Origin of the sequence: Bradyrhizobium sp. SZCCHNR1093 (genome assembly GCF_032381175.1) — a bacterium.
GTDB lineage: Bacteria > Pseudomonadota > Alphaproteobacteria > Rhizobiales > Xanthobacteraceae > Bradyrhizobium.
The window spans coordinates 262,994-279,771 of record NZ_JAUHJJ010000002.1 but is presented as its reverse complement, the minus strand read 5'-3'; the positions used below and the strand labels follow the sequence as shown (position 1 = coordinate 279,771).

Genomic DNA, 16,778 nt, shown 5'->3' with positions numbered 1-16,778 from the left:
AGGTCAGCTCCAGATATGCAGCAGGCTGCGCGTCAGCATATACAGCGCCACCACCGCGATCACGACGGAAAACACCACGTTCAATACGCCGCGCCGTTCGGAGAGATGGCGCGCCAGGCGTGTGCCGGCAAGACCTCCGGCGATTCCGCCAGCGATGAACAGTCCGGCGAGATCCCAGGCGACGAGCCCGGACCAGGCATAGCTCGCCGCGGTGGTGAGCCCGAAGGTCGTCACCGCGACCAGCGACGAGCTGACCGCATTCATGATCGGCATGCCCGTCGCAGCCATCAGCGCCGGCACGATCAGGAAGCCGCCGCCGATGCCGAAGAAACCGGACAGCGTGCCGGTGGCGAGGCCGAAGCCGACGACCGCCGGGACGTTGGCCATGCTCATCTTCACATCGGGGGTGCCGATGCGGGCGCGCGTCTTCAGCATCAGCATGGCGATGACCATCATCACCAGCGCGAACAGCGCCAGCAGCTTCTGGCCGTCGACCATCTTGCCGAGCAGCGAGCCGATGAAGGCGCCGACGATGCCCGCCGTTGCGAACAGCGCCGCGATCGGCCAGATCACGGTGCCGCCGCGCGCATGATTGGCGAGATTGATGGCCGCGTTGGTGGCGACCGCGATGGCGCTCGAGCCGATCGCGATGTGCGGCTCGGGCACGCCGACGACATAGACCATCAGCGGCACCGCGAGCACCGAGCCGCCGCCGCCGACGAGGCCGAGCGAGAACCCGACCATCGCGCCGCAAAACAGGCTGAGCACACCTTGGACAGCAGAGATCATGGCGAGAGCAGGGTCATTTCCCGCACAGGAAGGCAAGCCCCAAAATCACCGGAGCAGCAATGCCGCCGCCACCGCTGCGAACCGCCGCGCGACCGGCGCCGATCCGAGCCCGGCGGTCTCGCGGCGATGCGCGGCGTCGAAAGCGTCGGCCGGACGCATGATGCCCCCGGCCGCCGGCAACGTCTCGTCAGCCCGGATCAGGCAGCGCCCTTCAGCTTCTTGGTGCATTCGCTGTAGTAGCCGCCGCCCTTCTGGATCCACTTCAGGCCGCCATTGGCGTTGGTCGCCTTGTTGGCATTGTACTGATCGACGCAGGTCTGCAGCCGCGCCTTGCCGGGCTTCTCCTTGGCGTATTTCGGGTCCACCGCGTTGGGGAACACGGCGGGACCGGTCGGCGCGGGAGCGGCCTCCTTGGCTTCGGATTTCGCCGCCTTGGCCGGCTTGGCCTCGGCGGCAGGCGCGGCCGGAGCCGCGGCCGCGGCGGCATCGCTTCCGCACTGGGCCTTGCGGAAGTCGTTCCACTTCTGGCCGCCCAGCGTGCCGGCCTCCTTCGCCTGCTTGTACTTGGCGCTGCATTCCTGCGCGGTCAGCGCCTTCGCCGGGGCGGCGGCGAACGTCGCGAGCCCGATCACGGCCAGCGTAGCGAGTGACGAAGCAACCAATGATTTTGCGTGAAAACTCATCCTCGATCTCCCTGTGGAGCATGATGGAATGGGACGGTAATTCTAGCGAGACGCTCGCGACCGACAAAGCAGGCGGGAGCGTGGCCGCGCGAAAATATAATTTGCGTCGCGCGGCGATCCGGCTCATTCCATTCACTGCGGGTTCAGCATCGCCGGACATCGCGCCGTGCCTTTCGTTCGAGGACTTCAGCATGAGATTCACTGCCCGGGCGGCGATTGCGGCCATCGCAATTGCCACCCTGTGGACCGCCGGCCCCGCCTGCTCGCAGCCCGGATTGACGCTGCCGGCGCGGCCCGATGCCGCCACCGACAAGTTCGCCAGCCTGGACAAGGCGGCGCGGCGGACGATTTCCGTTGCCTGCTCCAAGGAGGCTGACGAGCAGGGGCTGAAGGGCAAGGCACGCGGCAAATTCCGCTCGGCCTGCAAGCGCGACAAGGCGGCGGCGGCCGCCGCGGCGACACCCGTGCCCGCTCCCGCGCCGACGCCGGAGAAGCCGAAATGACCGGCACCTGCGGGTGCACGCGCGCATGGCGCCTGCGCAGCGGCGGGAATTGTTCGCGCAGGCAGGTTTTGGCATAAGGCGCCGTGCGCCAGATCATCTCCTCCCTCCCCTTTGAGCTGCCGAGCCGCGCCAAGATCCTGAGCGCGATCGAGACGCTCGTGCTCGGCACCGCCGGCGGCCTGATCTTCCTCGTCGCCCATCTGCCCGGCGGGCTGATATCCGGCGCGATGATCGCGACCGCGATCGCCGCAATCGCCGGCCGCCCGCTGGCGATGCCGCCGATCCTGACCCAGACCGTGCTGCTGCTGCTCGGCATCTCGATCGGCGCCGTGGTCTCGCGCGAGCTGATCAACCATGTCAGCGCCTATCCGGTGACCATCGGCCTCCTGGCGCTCGCGACGTTCTGCTCGACCTTCGGCTCCAGCCTCTATCTGCAGCGCATCCATGGCTGGGACCGCACCTCGGCGCTGCTCGCCGGCAGTCCCGGCGCGCTGTCGCAGATCACGATGCTCGCGGTCGAGCGCGGTGCCGACCTGTCGGCGATCGCCGTGGTGCAGACGCTGCGGGTGATCATCCTGACGGCGGCGCTGCCGCTGGTGCTGGCGGTGGCGGGCGTCGCACCGGCCGCGCCGATCTCGCTCGGCCAGAGCGTCGCCTCGCCGCTCGGCCTGCTCGCGCTGCTGGTGGCCTCGCTGGTCGCGGCGATGCTGATGCAGCTGATCAGGTTTCCGGCGAGCTGGCTGTTCGGCGCGATGGTCGCCAGCGGCGTCCTGCACGGCACCGGCCTCGTCGAGGGCGGCCTGCCGGAATGGATGCGCGGCGTGGCGCTGGTCGGCATCGGCGCCCTGATCGGCAGCCGCTTCGCCCGGATGCGGGTGAAGACCCTGGTCGGCCATATCAGGGCTGCGTTGGGCTCGTTCGCGATCGCGGTGGCGATATCGGCGCTGTTCGTCACCGTGATCGTGCTGGTGACGCATGTGCGCTTCTCCGACACCATCGTCGCGTTCGCGCCCGGCGCGATGGACGCGATGATGGCGCTGGCGCTGACGCTGCACATCGACCCGATCTTCGTCGGCGCGCATCACCTGTCGCGCTTCGTGTTCGTCACGATCGCCACCCCCGGCATCGTCCATTTGTTCGGACGGCCGCAGGAGGATGTCGACGACTAGGCGCGCTTCCGGGCGATGCCCCAGCCCGCGATGGCGGCGATGGCGAGCGAGATCAGCACGCTGTAGCCGGCGAGCGACAGGCCGAGGAAGCGGAATTGCACCTCGTCGCAGCGTACGACCTTGACGCTGTCGAGCCGCTCCAAGAGGTTGCCGGCGCTGCCGAGATTGCCGATCGGCCCGGTGCATTCGGTCGGCCCCGGCCAGAAGCCCCATTCGACGCCGGAGTGATAGACGCTGAGCCCGGCATTGCCGAGCGCGGCCAGCGCCACCACGCCGAGCCCCGCGAGCACCAGCGCGCGCGGCGCGCCGCCTTTGGCGGCGAGCGCGATCAGCAGCCCGAGCGGCACGATCGCATAATAGGCCCAGCGCTGCTTCAGGCAGAGCTCGCAGGGCTGCAGGCCCCAGACCAGCTGCATGTACCAGGCGCCGGCCAAGGCCGCCGCCGCGATGCCGGCCGCGAGCAGCGCCGCCGCCACCGCCGGGCTCATGGCTCCCGCCGCGGGGCGCGCCATCACAGACGTATTGGTCATCGGTCCTCCCGAACGGGGCTGCATCCGGTCCAATGCCGGGCCGTTCCGGCTCCTACTCCGGCTCGCGAAAGCTGTCGAGATGCGCGCCCATCACGTCCGTGCGGGTTGACCCGGCCCGGCCGCCCGCTATAGTCCGCCCGCTTCGCTATGGTTCCTGCACAGGCCCGGCGAATGCCCCTGTGGCGGAACTGGTAGACGCGCTCGACTCAAAATCGAGTTCCGCAAGGAGTGCTGGTTCGATTCCGGCCAGGGGCACCAGCCTTCGCTGCTACTCTTCGGTGAGCCCTCGCTGATCGCTCCCACTGGCGCGGGCGGGCGACTTCCCCGCGCCATCACAATCGAGGTCTTGATGCCGACCTTCATCATCGACTGTCCGCGGTGCAAGGCCAAGGTTGGCGCTGAAATGCACGGGCGCGTCGATTACTACAGTGACGCTTACGGCGATCCGTTCGGCGATCGCGTGATGCTTGGGAGGTGCCCAAGCTGCTCAATCGCGCTCGTTGGGCCGACTTGCTCGACCAGTTCAAGCAGCAGCACAGCAAGGCCGCCTAGCGGCCTATTTTCTTGCGTACGCCTTTTGGGGTATAGACGGGTCTGTAAACCCTTTGGTTGATATCGCATACTATGCCCGGCCCATTTGATTTTTTGCCGGAGGACATGGCGTACTACGCCAACATTGCGGTCGAGCAGGTTGATACGTATCCCACGTCCTCGCTAAACAGCATCCGCAGCTTTGCGGACTTGGCCGCTCGACTTATTGCCGAGCGCCATTCAATACCCATAACCGAAGAAATGACGAATAAGCGGACTGACAAGACCAAGTCTCGCTTCCGGGATACGAACGACATCTATCAAGATATTGAATCGCGCCTACAACCATCGGGGCGACAATTTTTCATCCACGTATTTCGCCACGCTAATCCGAACTCACACGGTCAGTCCGGAATTTCTGAAAATATCAACGATGTTCGCCTTGAAGCTAACGCCGCCGTTCAATTAGCAGAGCCGTTTGGTCGTTGGTTGCAGGCCAATTATGTATACGCGGAAAATCCGTTTGTTGATTTTTTTGAAACGCTTCTAGGACGAATAAAGACTTTCGCGGTCATTGCCGGCATTCTCTTCTTTGCATGGGCCATCTTTATATTGCGCAGCCCACCTGCGAATAATGTTGTGGCGTCAAACAACACGCCCGCTCCCGCGCCTCGGTATGCTCCTCAGCCAGCGATCCCAACAGTATCGCAGCCTGCAACCGCTCTCACTCAACCACAAGCGCCAGCACGCATCGTAGCACCGGCCCAAATCACGCTCATAAAAACAGGCCGCGATACCGCGGGTGGCGGACTATCCGACACTGACATTAACGATACGTACATGGCGCCTATACCGACCTTTGCAGCGTTGGCGTACTTCGAAAATGCAATCCCATCACAAACAGTACTCCAGCTCACGCTGCGCCAGGGCACGAATGAACGTAAGTGCGATCCCCTCCGAGCACCGACACAACGCGGCACCTTTTGGTGTCGGTGGGCTCCGTTAAATTTAGACGCCGGCACCTACGAGATTGTCGCTTCAGCCGGTGACGACACCGAAGCGATCAAGGTCAAGATTATTGCGTGGGATGCTGGCGAATTGAAACGCAAAACAGCCGACACTTTTCCTCGCAAACCGGCCAACAAGGATCGCGCCACTGCAAGCCGCCGCGAGCCGGCACTAGCCGTGCTTCGCACACTTCATCTGTCTATTGCACCGTATATACCGCAGCACGTGCAGTTCGACGACGCGGACCAGATGGTCGTCCGCAACCGTAGAGGCGTCCAAATTCTGCTGAACGGTGCACCTATCTCGGATTGCTCTGACAGCGTGTTCACTGCAACGCAACACGGCATGTATTCGTTCTCGGTCGACGAGTGCGGCAACACGCGAGCTGAAGTCGAAGTTGTCAAATATGTAAGGCGGTAGCCGGGATGTGATGCAGTGCCATAACGGTCACCATGTTTGACCACGCGCACTCTACACTTCCAACAAATTCCAATCTCCGACTGAAGATTATCAAGGATCGAGCCGACTGCCCCGTCTGCGGTGGCGAACGCAAACTCCAATTCTTCGAGGAGACGAACGCTGGGCCACTGGGCCTGTACTCCCCAAAGCACCGGCAGGGCTAATCCACCACAGGAGCCATCATGCGAAAAATCGCCAATGGCGTCTTACCCCTCCACGTCGAGCAAAGAGACGAAGGGTATTACTTCTAGTTTCCCCCAGCAGAGACGCCCTGGCAAGGACCGTACGACACTATTGAGGAGCTGGTGCACGAAGCTATAGACCCTACGCTAGTGCAGATGATTACTGCCTCCCTCGCACATGCTCCGACCCGACAATGAGGTGGGACTTTTCTAGTGCCGCATGGCCGAGAATAGCGCAATCAGCCCGCCTAGGAGGACAACCCACCAAAAGCGCAGAAGCATCGCGCCAGCAAGTGCCAGCGCGCCGCCGACGATCAGAGCAACAATAAATCCCGAAATAAATATACCGACAAAATTAAACCCGTCGCTGATAGCGATGACAATACCCGCCGCGAAACCAACAAACGCGCCCAGTCCAATGATTGCTCTATAGGCATTGCCAAGCGGACCGAGGCCTTTCCGGTCAACCTCTTGAGAGTAACTTTCTCTTGCGGCCTCCTCTCGTTCGTACTCGCGCTGCCGAGCTGCTAATGCAATCTGTTCCTGCTGATAGTCGTAAGCTTCCTGCTCACGCCTGAGCCTTTCGTGCCGGGCCACATCCTTGATAGAACCGACTTCGTCGATTCCCATCCTACCCCCGAATGGCAGGCCGGACGTGCCGGGGTATGTCTCTTGGCCGCAATTTTTGCAGTACCAGTCTAGACAATCCCCACAATAGTTCTTTTTGCAGTTTACACATTGGTAGAGTTTTTGGCCTTCATGGGTGCTGCCGCAATTCTTGCAGAAAGGACGGTACATGTCGCACCTGTCAAATATCAAATGGTGAAATCAGACCGGATACTACTTCAGCGCGAGATTAAATCAACAAGCTCTTAGACGACTATCGTCTCTCGACCCAATCTCTCTTGCTAGAATTTGAGCTCGAATGAAGCACCACTCTGCAAATTAATCCGCGGGAAGGGTGCCTTCTGCAGCGTACATTGCGAGCTGCCAAGAGCAGAGCATACGGACCAACTCTGTCCGCGGGTCCGCGATTAGAATGCCACCTCCCTATACGCTGAAGGCGTTTCCGAGAAAGTCCACTCCACAATCTCTGGCAATCCAATTTCATCTAACGTAGATTTAGATCACTCGGCGCGAAGAGGGCTTCCGTGGTCGACTATCAATACCTAGGCGGAGTTTTTGCGCTGCTCGTCCTTGCGCTGCTAGCCCTTGTAGCTCTGACCGGTGGTATGAGGGGTCCTACGGGTGCCACATCGACGATGATGAAGCGCGCAATTGCCAGCATCCTCACCACCCTTTTAACGAGAATATTTCTGTACGATTCAGGACTAGGACACTCCGACATTACGCTCTGGTCGATCTCCATAGGAGCGGGTCTCGCAGTCGCTCTTATCTACCACGGGTAATTTGCGGCTATGCCTGGAAAATTCCTATTCAAAATGGCGCTTTGGTTCTTACTCTTTGTGATCGCTCTTGCGCTGATCCTTACTGCTGCCCTGCCGGGGTTCAGCAAAGCATTTTTTACGAATGTGTCCGGCACCATGGAAACATGGATAGTCATAGGAGCGTGCATTCTGCTCGGTATTTATATGATGAAATCCGACAGGCGCTAGCCAATGTGCGTGCTCCCTATTTACCCTCGTTTACAAGGAGGGAGACTCATTGGCTCCATTCTTCCGGCGTCAATGGATTTTCTGATGCTGACGCCTGACCGGACTGGTCATCGTGAAGCACAGCAGGCAGTCGGTCACTTACCGCAGGAGCCTGCGCGTGCCATGAGTTCACAGTTCGTGCAAGAAATTGGCGGACGCCTCGCTTCGTCCGCCGCGCACGAGATCAACCGACACATTTGAAGAGCCGGCGAGAATTTCGATCGAATGAGAACCGAACCAGCCCGAGTTGGGAACCAAAAACCGTGTGAGTAACGCTGTGAGTACAGACTGGCAGGGCTTCCGGAAGAGCCTGATTTTACGACAGTATTGGCCATTGTTCGATTCCGGCCAGGGCATCATTTCACCCTCCGCTCGCATCCGCCGACGTTCGTTCCCCCCTCAAGATCAAAGACAAGCCGCCGTTTGCCCCTTCGCCGGCGTCCGCCCCGTCTTGTTGGTATCCGTCCTCTCTACTGGTATCCTTGATGGGAGTTCGCGGGGGTCATGTATCGCAAGTCTTGGGTGGAATCGAACCTATGCCGGCCAAGTCCGGCCCCTATTTCCCGCACCTGAAGCCGGCTGAGAAAGGCTACAAGCGCTCAGATGAAGCGAGCTCTTCATGCTCGTCACCGCGACCGGATCGAAACTCTGGCGCTTCGCCTATCGTCGCCCGATCGACGACAATACGCTGAATGCTGCGCTATGCAGACTCGGCTGCGATAAGACCGAGATCACCGCTCACGGTCTTTGATCGACCGCCTCGGTCCCATTGAATGAAGGTGGCCAATGGAACGCGGATGCGATTGAGCGCCGGCTTGCGCATCAAGAAGTCAACGAGGTTTGCCGCGCCTATACGCACGCAGCGGAGTCTTGGCAGGAGCCGGTGCGCATGATGGCTTGGTAGGCCAATGAGTAGGACAGCATGCGCGCGCTACGACGCATCCCGAAGCATTCTGCGTGATCGGCGAGAAACCCTGCGCTGCTGCTTTCAATGATCGAGGCCAACACGACCAAACTCCCCCGAACTGTACGTGCCTTCAACGGGTCCATCTCCTGGTGGGCAGGCACTACCTACCGGACCTCCATAGGCTTCCTTCGCTGACAAGCGTAGGTCAGTCGAGCGCCGGTGGAAGCCCCAACTCGGGGATCCTGTCGCGCTGCGGATCCTGGAAGTCGAACAGCATGCGCCCGGGAATCTTGCCAATCTCGAGATTTTCGATCAGGAACGCGCGAACACCGAAGTGGCCCTTGAAGTCCTGCCGCACCTTGTCCCAGTCCGAGAAGGCGCAGAACTTCTCCTTGGGAATCGTGCAGGGTTGGGTCGGTGGATTCTTCTGCGAGAAGCCGAGCGGATGCCAATCGCGGTAGAGGCCGCCGACGAGCTCCTTGGCGGCGTAGCGCCCGCAGAAGAAGGTCTGCGCCAGCTCGCAATAATGCGGGTAGAACGGCTTGAAGTTGTCGATACGGTAGGTCTGAATGCCGGTGTCGCCGAACTCCTTGAGCTCCGCGTCGTGAAGCTTGCCGGGCTTGAGAAAGCGATCCTCCGGCGCGACGCCGGCCTCGACATTGCTGACGACCTGCAACAGCCCCCGCGCATTGGCCGGATAGAGATCGATCTGCAGGGGAAAGATCACGACTGATACACGGTATCCGGCGACATAGCCGATGCCGAACAGGTCGAGCGCTTCCTTGACCGTATGACCCTTCAACTCCTCGTAGTCGGCGACGAAGGAATATCTCTGCCGGGGCGGACCGAGCTGGGTCAGCGCGTCGATGCCGAGGGCGGCATCGGAGGGGCTGCGCGAGATCATGCGGATGACATAGCGCACACGTCTGTTGCTGGCGAGATCGTCGATCGCTTCATTGACCGACTTCCTGCGAATCGGATCCTGCGACACGTAGAACAGCGCCAGGGACGGGCCGGCCGCGGAGAACAGGATGCCACCAACCAGGCAAAGGAAGAACGCCGCCTTGAAGAACGAGGTGACCTCTTCCGGTTTTGACCTGAGCGCGATGCAGGCGAACACCGTGGTGATGAGCAGCAGGATCAGTCCGACCGCCAGCAGCGCTGCGGTCGAGGATGAGGCGAGCACGAAGCTCAGCACCTGAACGAAACCGTCGATGGCCTTGTCCATATCATCTCCCTCCGTCGTGAAGCCGTAGAGCTTCCAGAACCCGGTCATGACTACCAGCTCAGTCCTTATCGGCGGTGCAGCGTCCGCCCGAGAAGCCAGCGAAGGCGGCACAGGTCCTGAAATTGAGCGAGAGCTTGTACAGGTCCGTTCGCCTGGCCGTCTCCTCGTTGCGCCCCTTCTGGTAGGAGAAGGTGAGTGCGCGTTCGCGCGCTGGCGGACGAAACCTGCAGGACGCGGCCTGCAGGTTTCATCCGCCGCTCGCCGCATCACTTGCCAAACAGAGGACCGACGGACGGAAGAATGACCGCCGTGACCGTGCCCTTTGCGCCGTCCGCAGACGGATTGCCGAAGCCGAGGTTTGCAGGCGACGGGAAATTGCCTGGCGATCCTCCGCCCGTGCCCTTGCACCAGCCATTGGCCGGCGCGCCCTGGCCGCCGGGGCCCGGATTGCCCGGGCTGCCGCCCCGACCGGGGAGCCCGGCCCGCCCGCCGACATTGTTGATCCGCGAATAGCTCAGGACTTCGTAGGCAGGTCTGGTCGTGACGAAGACGAGATCGGCGCCTTGTCCCCCAGCGCCGGCGTCACCGCCGCGTCCTCCGGAACCGGCAGCGCCTCCCGTCCCGCCGGGGCCGCCACCCTCCTTGCAGTCGAACAGACTCGTGGCCCCTTCCTTGCCGTTTCCGGCCCGACCGCCGTTGCCACCTTTTCCCCCGGTCCCACCATCGCCGCCGTCAATGCCGCGGAAGAGAAGGACGAGGTTGAGAAGACCAGCCGGGATCGGCCCTTTCGGATCGGAGAGCTCTCCGGCGACCAGATAGACGTCGGGCAGTTGCCGGGTCTGTCCGGCCACGGCAGGCCCGCCGGGGCCGCCGGGATAGCCTGGATTGCCGGTCCGGTTGGTCTCGCCGGGATTGTCGGCGCCATTGGGACCTGCAGGGCCGTCACTGCCGACGGCGGCCACGGCCTGCGGATCGCGCTGGATGATGCTGTAGCTGTCGGGGTTGGCGAACTTGATGCGTTGCGCGGCCACCACGATGTAGGGATAGTTCAATCCGGTCAGCGTCAGCTTTGCCCCCGCCGCGAAGGAAATCTCGTCTGCCTTGATGATCTGCTGCGCGAATTTCTCCTCACCGCTGATCGGAATCAGCGTCTGCGTCAGCGGAGCCGCCTTGATCGCGGCCGCGATGTCGGGCGGCAGTGAGCCTGTCGGAATCTGCTGTTGCGCCAGAGCGACGCTGGGCAACAGCATGGCGGAGCAGGCCATCAGTCGAAGACTCTTCATCTGCAATCTCCTCAGGTCATCATGATTGTTTGAATCAGCGGCCCGCTTTCGAGACGCCGCGCCTGGACGGCGAGCTGCCATCCAGGTCGCCGAACAGCGCCTAGCGAGATCCCGGAATCGGGAAGCGGACGTTTCCCTCGGCGCTGTTGCGGGTCACGTTGCCGCCGAGCGAGACATCGCGGTTGACGTTGAGCCGCGGCTCGTTGGTGGAAGGATCACGGCTGATGTTCGGATAGTTGGTCGGAGGCGGGGCTGGAGCGTGGAAGTTCTGCAACCGCTCGCTGTCGGTTTGTTGATGCGGCTGATAGGTCGGCACCAGGTCCTTGAGGTTCTGACCGGAGGCCTGGGACATCAGCAAGGGCGAGATGATCAAGCCCATCACGATACGGATATTGGATCTGCGCATTGAATCCTCCTGTTGTCTCGTTTGCACGGGAGGAACTATGCCGAGGTGGTGTGAGACGATCGTCAGGACATCGCAAGAGCATCGTCAAAAATGCATCGGAACGACGCCATCTGCACTCACGCACTTGCGCTATCGCGCGCGTCGGCAAGGGCGCAGCACAAGAGGCATCGGGTGCAGGCTGGGAGTCGAGGCGCGCGCCTGTGCTGGCTCACTGTCTGCCAGCATGCTGCAACTGCGCGGCGGCGAACCGGGGAGTCGGGATCAGCGCAAGTTTGGGCTGCGCGGATAGGTCCGCGGCGGCAGGCCGGGGTGGCCGCTCGCACGCAGGATGAAACCACCGATACGGGCCTTGTCACACGGCGAAGCGGCGACCGCATCCTGCTTGATCGGCTCGAGCACGGCGGCGCCCGGCGGCGGGACGTCGGAGCTCGCCACGGGACCGTCGGTCACCGCAAGCGACGCAAGCACCGGGCCTGGTTGCAGCGATGCGAGATAATCTGCGAGCCTACGTACGAGTTGCGGCGCTGCCACGCTGGTGCCGCGCATCGCCACCACCGAACCGCTCCGGGTACCGGCCGCGAGCACGCCCCAATGCGCGGGCCCCTGGTCGGCGATGGCAGCACAATCGGGCTCGGCGCGCCCCGGCGTCGGACCGCTCGCCGTATAATCCGTCGGCTGGCCCGCGGCATCGACGGCGCCGACCACGAGCGCGCCCGCGCCGGTCGCGAGCGCCGACAGTGTGTCCTCGCGAGTCATGGGGCAGCCGCTGCTGTCCGGATCGCTGTAGCTGCCATCCAACGCCGCACGCTGATAGCCCCCTGCATGATCGAAATAGGACTGACGTCCATGCTGCACGTAGCCCAGCGGGGTATCGTCGCGCTGGATGTAGAGATGTGCGGTCAGCGGCGCCTCCGATCCGTTGGTGACGGAAAGCCGCCAGCGTCCGGCCGGCGCTGGATGCCTCACGCTCCAGCGCGCGGTGGTCGGATTGACCGACAGATGAAAGCGGACGCGATCGGGCTGGCCGGCCACCTTGGCCAGGTGGCCATTGATGGCGGCGATCGGCTTGCCGTCATCCTCCAGCACCTGCACATCGCCATCACCGAATCCATCGATCATGCGCGGCACGCCGCCGGGCGGCGTCAGGCTGATGCCGACACGCGGCCATTGCTGCGCGATCGCTTCGCCGTCGAGCCAGATCTCGAGATGATTGGACGTACCGTCATCCGGCAGCATGATCCAGTCGATCTGATCGGAGGCGCCGGGCTGCACAGCCATCCGGCCCGTAGTCCGCTCGCGATAGCTGTTGCCGGCCGGCAGCACCAGATAGGTCGGCCCGCCGCTCTGGTTGCGGCGCTCGATCATCCGCGACAGAGCCTGCTCGATCTCGTGGCTGCCGTTCTTGGGGCCGGCGGCGATGCCATAGCTGAAATTGATGACGAGCGGCAGCTTCGGGCTGATCCGGTCGGCCCACAGCATGATCTGGCGCGCCCCCTGCAGCACGTAGCTCGCCATGGTGACGCCGGTCGTATCGCCGGACACCGGCGACGGCAGTTGCACCGCCAACAGAGGCCGCTTGCTACCGATATCTTCCGCGGTCGGATCGTAGCCGCCGGAGAGATCGAGGATGTGTGTGCCGTGCGAGACCCGTTGCGCCAGCGGCTTGTGCTGATCATTGCCGAAATCGGTCATGCCGAACGCGCGATAGATGTCGGCCTCGCTCGCATTCGCCGCAAACAGCACGTCGAGCTCATCGCCGGTGAGCCGCTGCCCGGCGGCGACGCCGAAATCCTTGGTCCGGCGCTCGACATCCTGCAGCCAGATCGCTCGGATGCGCGATCTGCCGCTCCTGCTGCGAAAACGGCGGTTGGCAAAAGCGATGCCGTCATCGATGACGCCGATAGCGACCTGCCGCGTCAAATCCGTCAACGGCTTGCCGAGATCGGTCGGCGCGGCGATGACAGAGTCGAAGCGGAGCCCTGGAATCGGCGGGCCGACATGGATCGCCGTGAAGAGACCGTTGGCGGCAGTGCGATTGGCGATGTCTTCGGGCCGGTAGATAAAGAACTGCACATCGCGCGGATCGTCCGGCGGCCGGACGCGACCGATGCGGATGTCGTCGATCAGCTTCGTCAGCAGATCGAATTCGTCGGCCGACATGCGGATGGTCAGCGCGCCTGCAGGCTCATCCGGCTCGTGGCCGGCGGCCACCATGGCGGCCAACTGGCCGAGATGGGCCACATAGCTGCCGTTGGCCTCCGGCAGCAGTTGGATCTGCGCGCTGCACCAGTCCAGCCTCTTGCCAAGTGGCCTGTTGCGCAACTCCCAGTCGAGATAGGGATTGGCCCGTTCGGCCCGATCTCCTCGCCAGTCTCTCATGCGCCTGTCCTTTCGTGTCAGCCGACGATCAGGCGGCACTCGGCGAGCGCCTGCGTCCAGAGATGCTGCAAGATCGGCGAGGCCGGAACGGTCGATGGCGTGCCGGCCTCGATGATCGCGCCGCCCCCACCCTGCTCGCTGGCGACGTTCGCAGCGGCCGATCGCCTGTAGGACATCGCCAGCACATCGTCGTAGCGGAAATCGTCGTTGAACCCCCGCCCGTCGAACTTGCGCATCGTGACCTGGCCGCAGCCGGAGCAGCGCGCAATGAACAGCTCCGCCAAGGTCCAGCCCAGCACCATACCGGCCACGCTGTCGACCGGAAAATGCACGCCGGCGACCGTCCGGTTGATGGCAATGCGCTCGGCGTGGCGCATCAGCTGCACGAACACTGGATCGGTCGCATCGACATCATCCCGCCCGGTCCTCGCCTTGCGCATGAGGGCATTGATCACGAAGGCCGCGGCAAAGGATTCCGTGGCATGGCCGCTCGGCAGCGAGCCATGCCCCGGCGTCTGGATCATCGGCTGTATCTGGGGTGAATATTCGATTGGGCGCCGGCAGGTGAGCGCATGCTTGACCCGCATTTCGATCGTGGTCGTCACCTGCAGGATCAGCGCCAGCAGCTCGGCGGTGTGCGGGCTGCGGCTCGGATTCCAGTATCCGACCAGACCCAAGAAGCTGGTGAAATCGTGCAGCTCGGCCAGGATCTCGCTGCTGCGTTCCATCCGCAGCGCGGCATAGTTGAACACCCAAGCCGCTTGTCTGGCGAAGTCCGCGGCATTGGGACGGATCATGTGCACGATCGGCGTGAACGTCTCATCGCTGCGGCCACGGTACTGAAGCGAGATCGAGGTCTCGCCTTCGTCATAGACAAGGCCCGACAACAGCTCGCCCGCGAAGATGCGCAGTCGCACGTCGCGCGACCAGCGATCGAGCGCCTCTGGCCCGGCAGTATAGTGATCAGGAATGTGTGACGGCTGGTTCCAGTAGCCGACAACGCCCTCCCGGCTGGTAATCAGCGCGCGTGCGTGCGATGAGGCGCGAGCACGGCGGCCCTCACCGCTTTCGCCGCTCTCACCACTTTCGCCGCTTTCTCCGCTCTCACCGCTTAGCCATGCCATCTGCCGCCTCCCTGCCTGGCCCGGCGGACTTGCTCCGCCCGTTACCACTGAATGGTCGTTTTGACGGCACGCGCGGTCAAGCCGCCCGCCTTCGAAATGACGGCGTTTCACGGATTTTTCACGTTGACAGCAAGGGTGTTGGAGACTTCACTACTCAATCATTGGTTTCCGTATTTTCACGACTGATTACATCATGGTTGTGGGCGACGAATGTGAGCTCCGATCCAAAATTGCTGATCAAGCTTCTTGGTCCGTTTCGCGTGGTCAAGGCTTCTGGCGAGGATTGCACGCCCAGAGGACGCAAGGCTTGCGCTCTCATTGCGATGTTGGCGCTGGCGCGTGAGCACAAGCGATCGCGGGTCTGGATCCAGGACAGGCTCTGGGGTAGCCGCGGCAAGGAGCAAGGCGCGGCCAGCCTTCGCCAAAGCCTGACCGAAATCCGCAAGGCGCTGGGCGACTACCGCTCTCTGCTTTGCGCTGACAGCTTCGTCATTTCGCTCGATCCAAAGCTATTTGAGACCGACATCGCCCGTTACGCTACCGCATCACCGCAGCAGACGATGGCGCCTCCCCAAGGTGAGTTTCTTGAAGGCTTTGACATTGCAGAGGAGGAGTTCGAGGATTGGCTGCGCGAGGAGCGTGCGCGATTCCAGACGCACGTCGCGCCGGCGCCTGAACTCCACCACGCCGCCAATCTCGCGACCGACCTTGCAGAGCACCTGCAGCCCCCCAAGGAGCGGCCCTCACGAAACCGGATCGTCCTGATCCCCGGCTGCCGGACAGGCCCGTCGGATGCCGCGGTCGTGACGGATAGCCTCGTCGATTCCATCGCCAAGACGATCAAGGAACTGGGCGTAGCCACGATCCAAGATCGTCGCGACATGAGCGCGTCGGCCGCCTGGCCGGCGGACACTTTGCCCGGAGATGGCTTGACTGGTGACGATGGCGCCTCGGTCAGCACGCTGTCCCTGCGCTCTGATGTGTTCGGATCTGACACGAGCAAGATCGTTCGGCTCGCGCTGCTGCAGCGCCCTGCGAACACGCTGGCATGGTCGTCGACATTGCAGATCAACGGCGACGGTACGCTCGACCTGAACGACACCAATGTGATGAGAACCATCAACCTGGTGGTCAACTTCGCCGTCGATCAGCTCGCTCATATCGAGGATGGCGCTCCGAGGTCTGCCTCCCATCTATGCTATGCTGGTATCCTGCGCCTGTTTCGACTTGGCAGAGCCAACTTCGAGTCCGCCGACAAGCTGTTCGCGGCTGCTTTCGCGGCCGAGCCACGCGGTATCTACCTCGCGTGGCGCGCCTATTTGCGCACCTTCATGCTCGCCGAACGCCAATTCAACTGCCGCCAGACGATCGAGGCGGAGGCTTTCGATCTGATGTACCGGGCGCTGGAGCTCGAACCCTACAACTCCTATGTTGCTGGCCTGAGCGCGCATGTCCATTCCATGATGCGACGCTCGTACGTTGCCGCCTATGAGCTGGCCGAGCGAGCCATTCAACTGAACCACGCCAACCCGATCGCCTGGGCCTGCCTGGGAATCGCAAAGAGCTATCTCGGCAAACCAGAGGACGGCTTCCAGCACACATTGCTTGCCCGTACGATCGCTGGTGCGGCGCCTTTCCGTTTTCAGCTCGATGCCCTGAGCTGCATTGCGGGGACGATGGCGGGAGAACTAGACAAGGCCGTCCATCTTGCAGAAGCCAGCCATGCTCTTGCTCCGACCTTTGCGCCCCCCTTGCGATATTTGTCGGCTCTCTATGCGCATAATGGGCACCGTGAGCTTTCTTTCGAGATGGTTCGCAAGCTACAGACAACGGAACCAGACTTCTCATATGACAAGCTGAGGGATAAGGCCTATCCCGCGGCTGGCCTCCATCGGACATCAATCATCAACTCGCTGCCAGCCCAACAGTTCTAGCGGCGTCA

The 16,778-nt window shown here is 62.5% G+C and carries 14 protein-coding genes and 1 tRNA gene; 6 read left to right on the top strand and 9 right to left on the bottom strand.

The window, feature by feature from the left end:
• Positions 1 to 3 precede the first annotated feature (3 nt).
• Together QX070_RS06895 and QX070_RS06890 are read right to left on the bottom strand one after the other, a co-directional pair.
• On the bottom strand, positions 4 to 789 hold the full coding sequence (locus QX070_RS06895; protein WP_315736173.1) for a sulfite exporter TauE/SafE family protein: 786 nt from the start codon (positions 787 to 789) through the stop codon (positions 4 to 6).
• A 197-nt stretch (positions 790 to 986) separates the two neighbouring features.
• Positions 987 to 1,472 carry a hypothetical protein gene (locus QX070_RS06890; protein WP_315736172.1) on the bottom strand — a complete coding sequence of 162 codons (486 nt, stop codon included), beginning with the start codon at positions 1,470 to 1,472 and terminating at the stop codon, positions 987 to 989.
• 191 nt (positions 1,473 to 1,663) lie between these two features.
• On the opposite strand from QX070_RS06890, the gene QX070_RS06885 reads away from it, so the two are divergent.
• Both QX070_RS06885 and QX070_RS06880 read left to right on the top strand, forming a co-directional pair.
• Positions 1,664 to 1,975 carry a PsiF family protein gene (locus tag QX070_RS06885; RefSeq protein ID WP_315736171.1) on the top strand — a complete coding sequence of 104 codons (312 nt, stop codon included), beginning with the start codon at positions 1,664 to 1,666 and terminating at the stop codon, positions 1,973 to 1,975.
• Between the two features lie 83 nt (positions 1,976 to 2,058).
• On the top strand, positions 2,059 to 3,144 hold the full coding sequence (locus QX070_RS06880; protein WP_315736170.1) for an AbrB family transcriptional regulator: 1,086 nt from the start codon (positions 2,059 to 2,061) through the stop codon (positions 3,142 to 3,144).
• Here the strand turns inward: QX070_RS06880 and QX070_RS06875 are convergent.
• Positions 3,141 to 3,674, bottom strand: a complete 534-nt coding sequence (locus tag QX070_RS06875; RefSeq protein WP_315736169.1) for a disulfide bond formation protein B — start codon at positions 3,672 to 3,674, stop codon at positions 3,141 to 3,143. The two genes, QX070_RS06880 and QX070_RS06875, sit on opposite strands and share 4 nt — an antisense overlap.
• A gap of 173 nt (positions 3,675 to 3,847) precedes the next feature.
• On the opposite strand from QX070_RS06875, the gene QX070_RS06870 reads away from it, so the two are divergent.
• Both QX070_RS06870 and QX070_RS06865 read left to right on the top strand, forming a co-directional pair.
• Positions 3,848 to 3,932 (top strand) — tRNA-Leu (locus QX070_RS06870).
• 399 nt (positions 3,933 to 4,331) lie between these two features.
• Positions 4,332 to 5,633, top strand: coding sequence for a hypothetical protein (locus QX070_RS06865; protein WP_315736168.1), 1,302 nt, complete (start codon positions 4,332 to 4,334; stop codon positions 5,631 to 5,633).
• 431 nt (positions 5,634 to 6,064) lie between these two features.
• On the opposite strand, the gene QX070_RS06860 is transcribed toward QX070_RS06865, so the two are convergent.
• Entirely contained in the window at positions 6,065 to 6,484 is a 420-nt protein-coding gene (locus QX070_RS06860) for a hypothetical protein (RefSeq protein WP_315736167.1), read from the bottom strand.
• 1,644 nt (positions 6,485 to 8,128) lie between these two features.
• Here QX070_RS06860 and QX070_RS06855 point away from each other — a divergent pair.
• A complete protein-coding gene (locus QX070_RS06855; RefSeq protein ID WP_315736166.1) occupies positions 8,129 to 8,260 on the top strand; it encodes a hypothetical protein in 132 nt (43 codons plus the stop codon).
• A gap of 361 nt (positions 8,261 to 8,621) precedes the next feature.
• On the opposite strand, the gene QX070_RS06850 is transcribed toward QX070_RS06855, so the two are convergent.
• From QX070_RS06850 to QX070_RS06830, 5 genes are all read right to left on the bottom strand, one after another.
• The gene (locus QX070_RS06850; protein WP_315736165.1) at positions 8,622 to 9,692 is read right to left on the bottom strand and encodes a hypothetical protein; all 1,071 of its coding nucleotides are present in this window, start codon (positions 9,690 to 9,692) and stop codon (positions 8,622 to 8,624) included.
• A 218-nt stretch (positions 9,693 to 9,910) separates the two neighbouring features.
• Positions 9,911 to 10,927: a hypothetical protein gene (locus QX070_RS06845; RefSeq protein ID WP_315736164.1), complete on the bottom strand. Its 1,017-nt coding sequence runs from the start codon at positions 10,925 to 10,927 to the stop codon at positions 9,911 to 9,913.
• Between the two features lie 100 nt (positions 10,928 to 11,027).
• Complete coding sequence (locus tag QX070_RS06840; protein ID WP_315736163.1) at positions 11,028 to 11,333, bottom strand: hypothetical protein; 306 nt, start codon at positions 11,331 to 11,333, stop codon at positions 11,028 to 11,030.
• 261 nt (positions 11,334 to 11,594) lie between these two features.
• Positions 11,595 to 13,712 (bottom strand): S8 family serine peptidase, encoded by a 2,118-nt coding sequence (locus QX070_RS06835; RefSeq protein WP_315736162.1) that lies wholly within the window; start codon positions 13,710 to 13,712, stop codon positions 11,595 to 11,597.
• Positions 13,713 to 13,729: 17 nt separating this feature from the next.
• Positions 13,730 to 14,836, bottom strand: coding sequence for a phosphatase PAP2 family protein (locus QX070_RS06830; RefSeq protein WP_315736161.1), 1,107 nt, complete (start codon positions 14,834 to 14,836; stop codon positions 13,730 to 13,732).
• A 230-nt stretch (positions 14,837 to 15,066) separates the two neighbouring features.
• Between QX070_RS06830 and QX070_RS06825 the strand changes: the two genes are divergently transcribed.
• Entirely contained in the window at positions 15,067 to 16,770 is a 1,704-nt protein-coding gene (locus QX070_RS06825; RefSeq protein ID WP_315736160.1) for a hypothetical protein, read from the top strand.
• Positions 16,771 to 16,778 lie beyond the last annotated feature (8 nt).

Bases quoted from the DNA above. Each gene is read 5' to 3' on its own strand.
- QX070_RS06895 (WP_315736173.1), bottom strand. From the start codon at position 789: ATGATCTCTGCTGTCCAAGGTGTGCTCAGCCTGTTTTGCGGCGCGATG.
- QX070_RS06835 (WP_315736162.1), bottom strand. From the start codon at position 13,712: ATGAGAGACTGGCGAGGAGATCGGGCCGAACGGGCCAATCCCTATCTC.
- QX070_RS06840 (WP_315736163.1), bottom strand. From the start codon at position 11,333: ATGCGCAGATCCAATATCCGTATCGTGATGGGCTTGATCATCTCGCCC.
- QX070_RS06860 (WP_315736167.1), bottom strand. From the start codon at position 6,484: ATGGGAATCGACGAAGTCGGTTCTATCAAGGATGTGGCCCGGCACGAA.
- QX070_RS06855 (WP_315736166.1), top strand. From the start codon at position 8,129: ATGCTCGTCACCGCGACCGGATCGAAACTCTGGCGCTTCGCCTATCGT.
- QX070_RS06885 (WP_315736171.1), top strand. From the start codon at position 1,664: ATGAGATTCACTGCCCGGGCGGCGATTGCGGCCATCGCAATTGCCACC.
- QX070_RS06890 (WP_315736172.1), bottom strand. From the start codon at position 1,472: ATGAGTTTTCACGCAAAATCATTGGTTGCTTCGTCACTCGCTACGCTG.
- QX070_RS06865 (WP_315736168.1), top strand. From the start codon at position 4,332: ATGGCGTACTACGCCAACATTGCGGTCGAGCAGGTTGATACGTATCCC.
- QX070_RS06830 (WP_315736161.1), bottom strand. From the start codon at position 14,836: ATGGCATGGCTAAGCGGTGAGAGCGGAGAAAGCGGCGAAAGTGGTGAG.
- QX070_RS06845 (WP_315736164.1), bottom strand. From the start codon at position 10,927: ATGAAGAGTCTTCGACTGATGGCCTGCTCCGCCATGCTGTTGCCCAGC.
- QX070_RS06875 (WP_315736169.1), bottom strand. From the start codon at position 3,674: ATGACCAATACGTCTGTGATGGCGCGCCCCGCGGCGGGAGCCATGAGC.
- QX070_RS06850 (WP_315736165.1), bottom strand. From the start codon at position 9,692: ATGACCGGGTTCTGGAAGCTCTACGGCTTCACGACGGAGGGAGATGAT.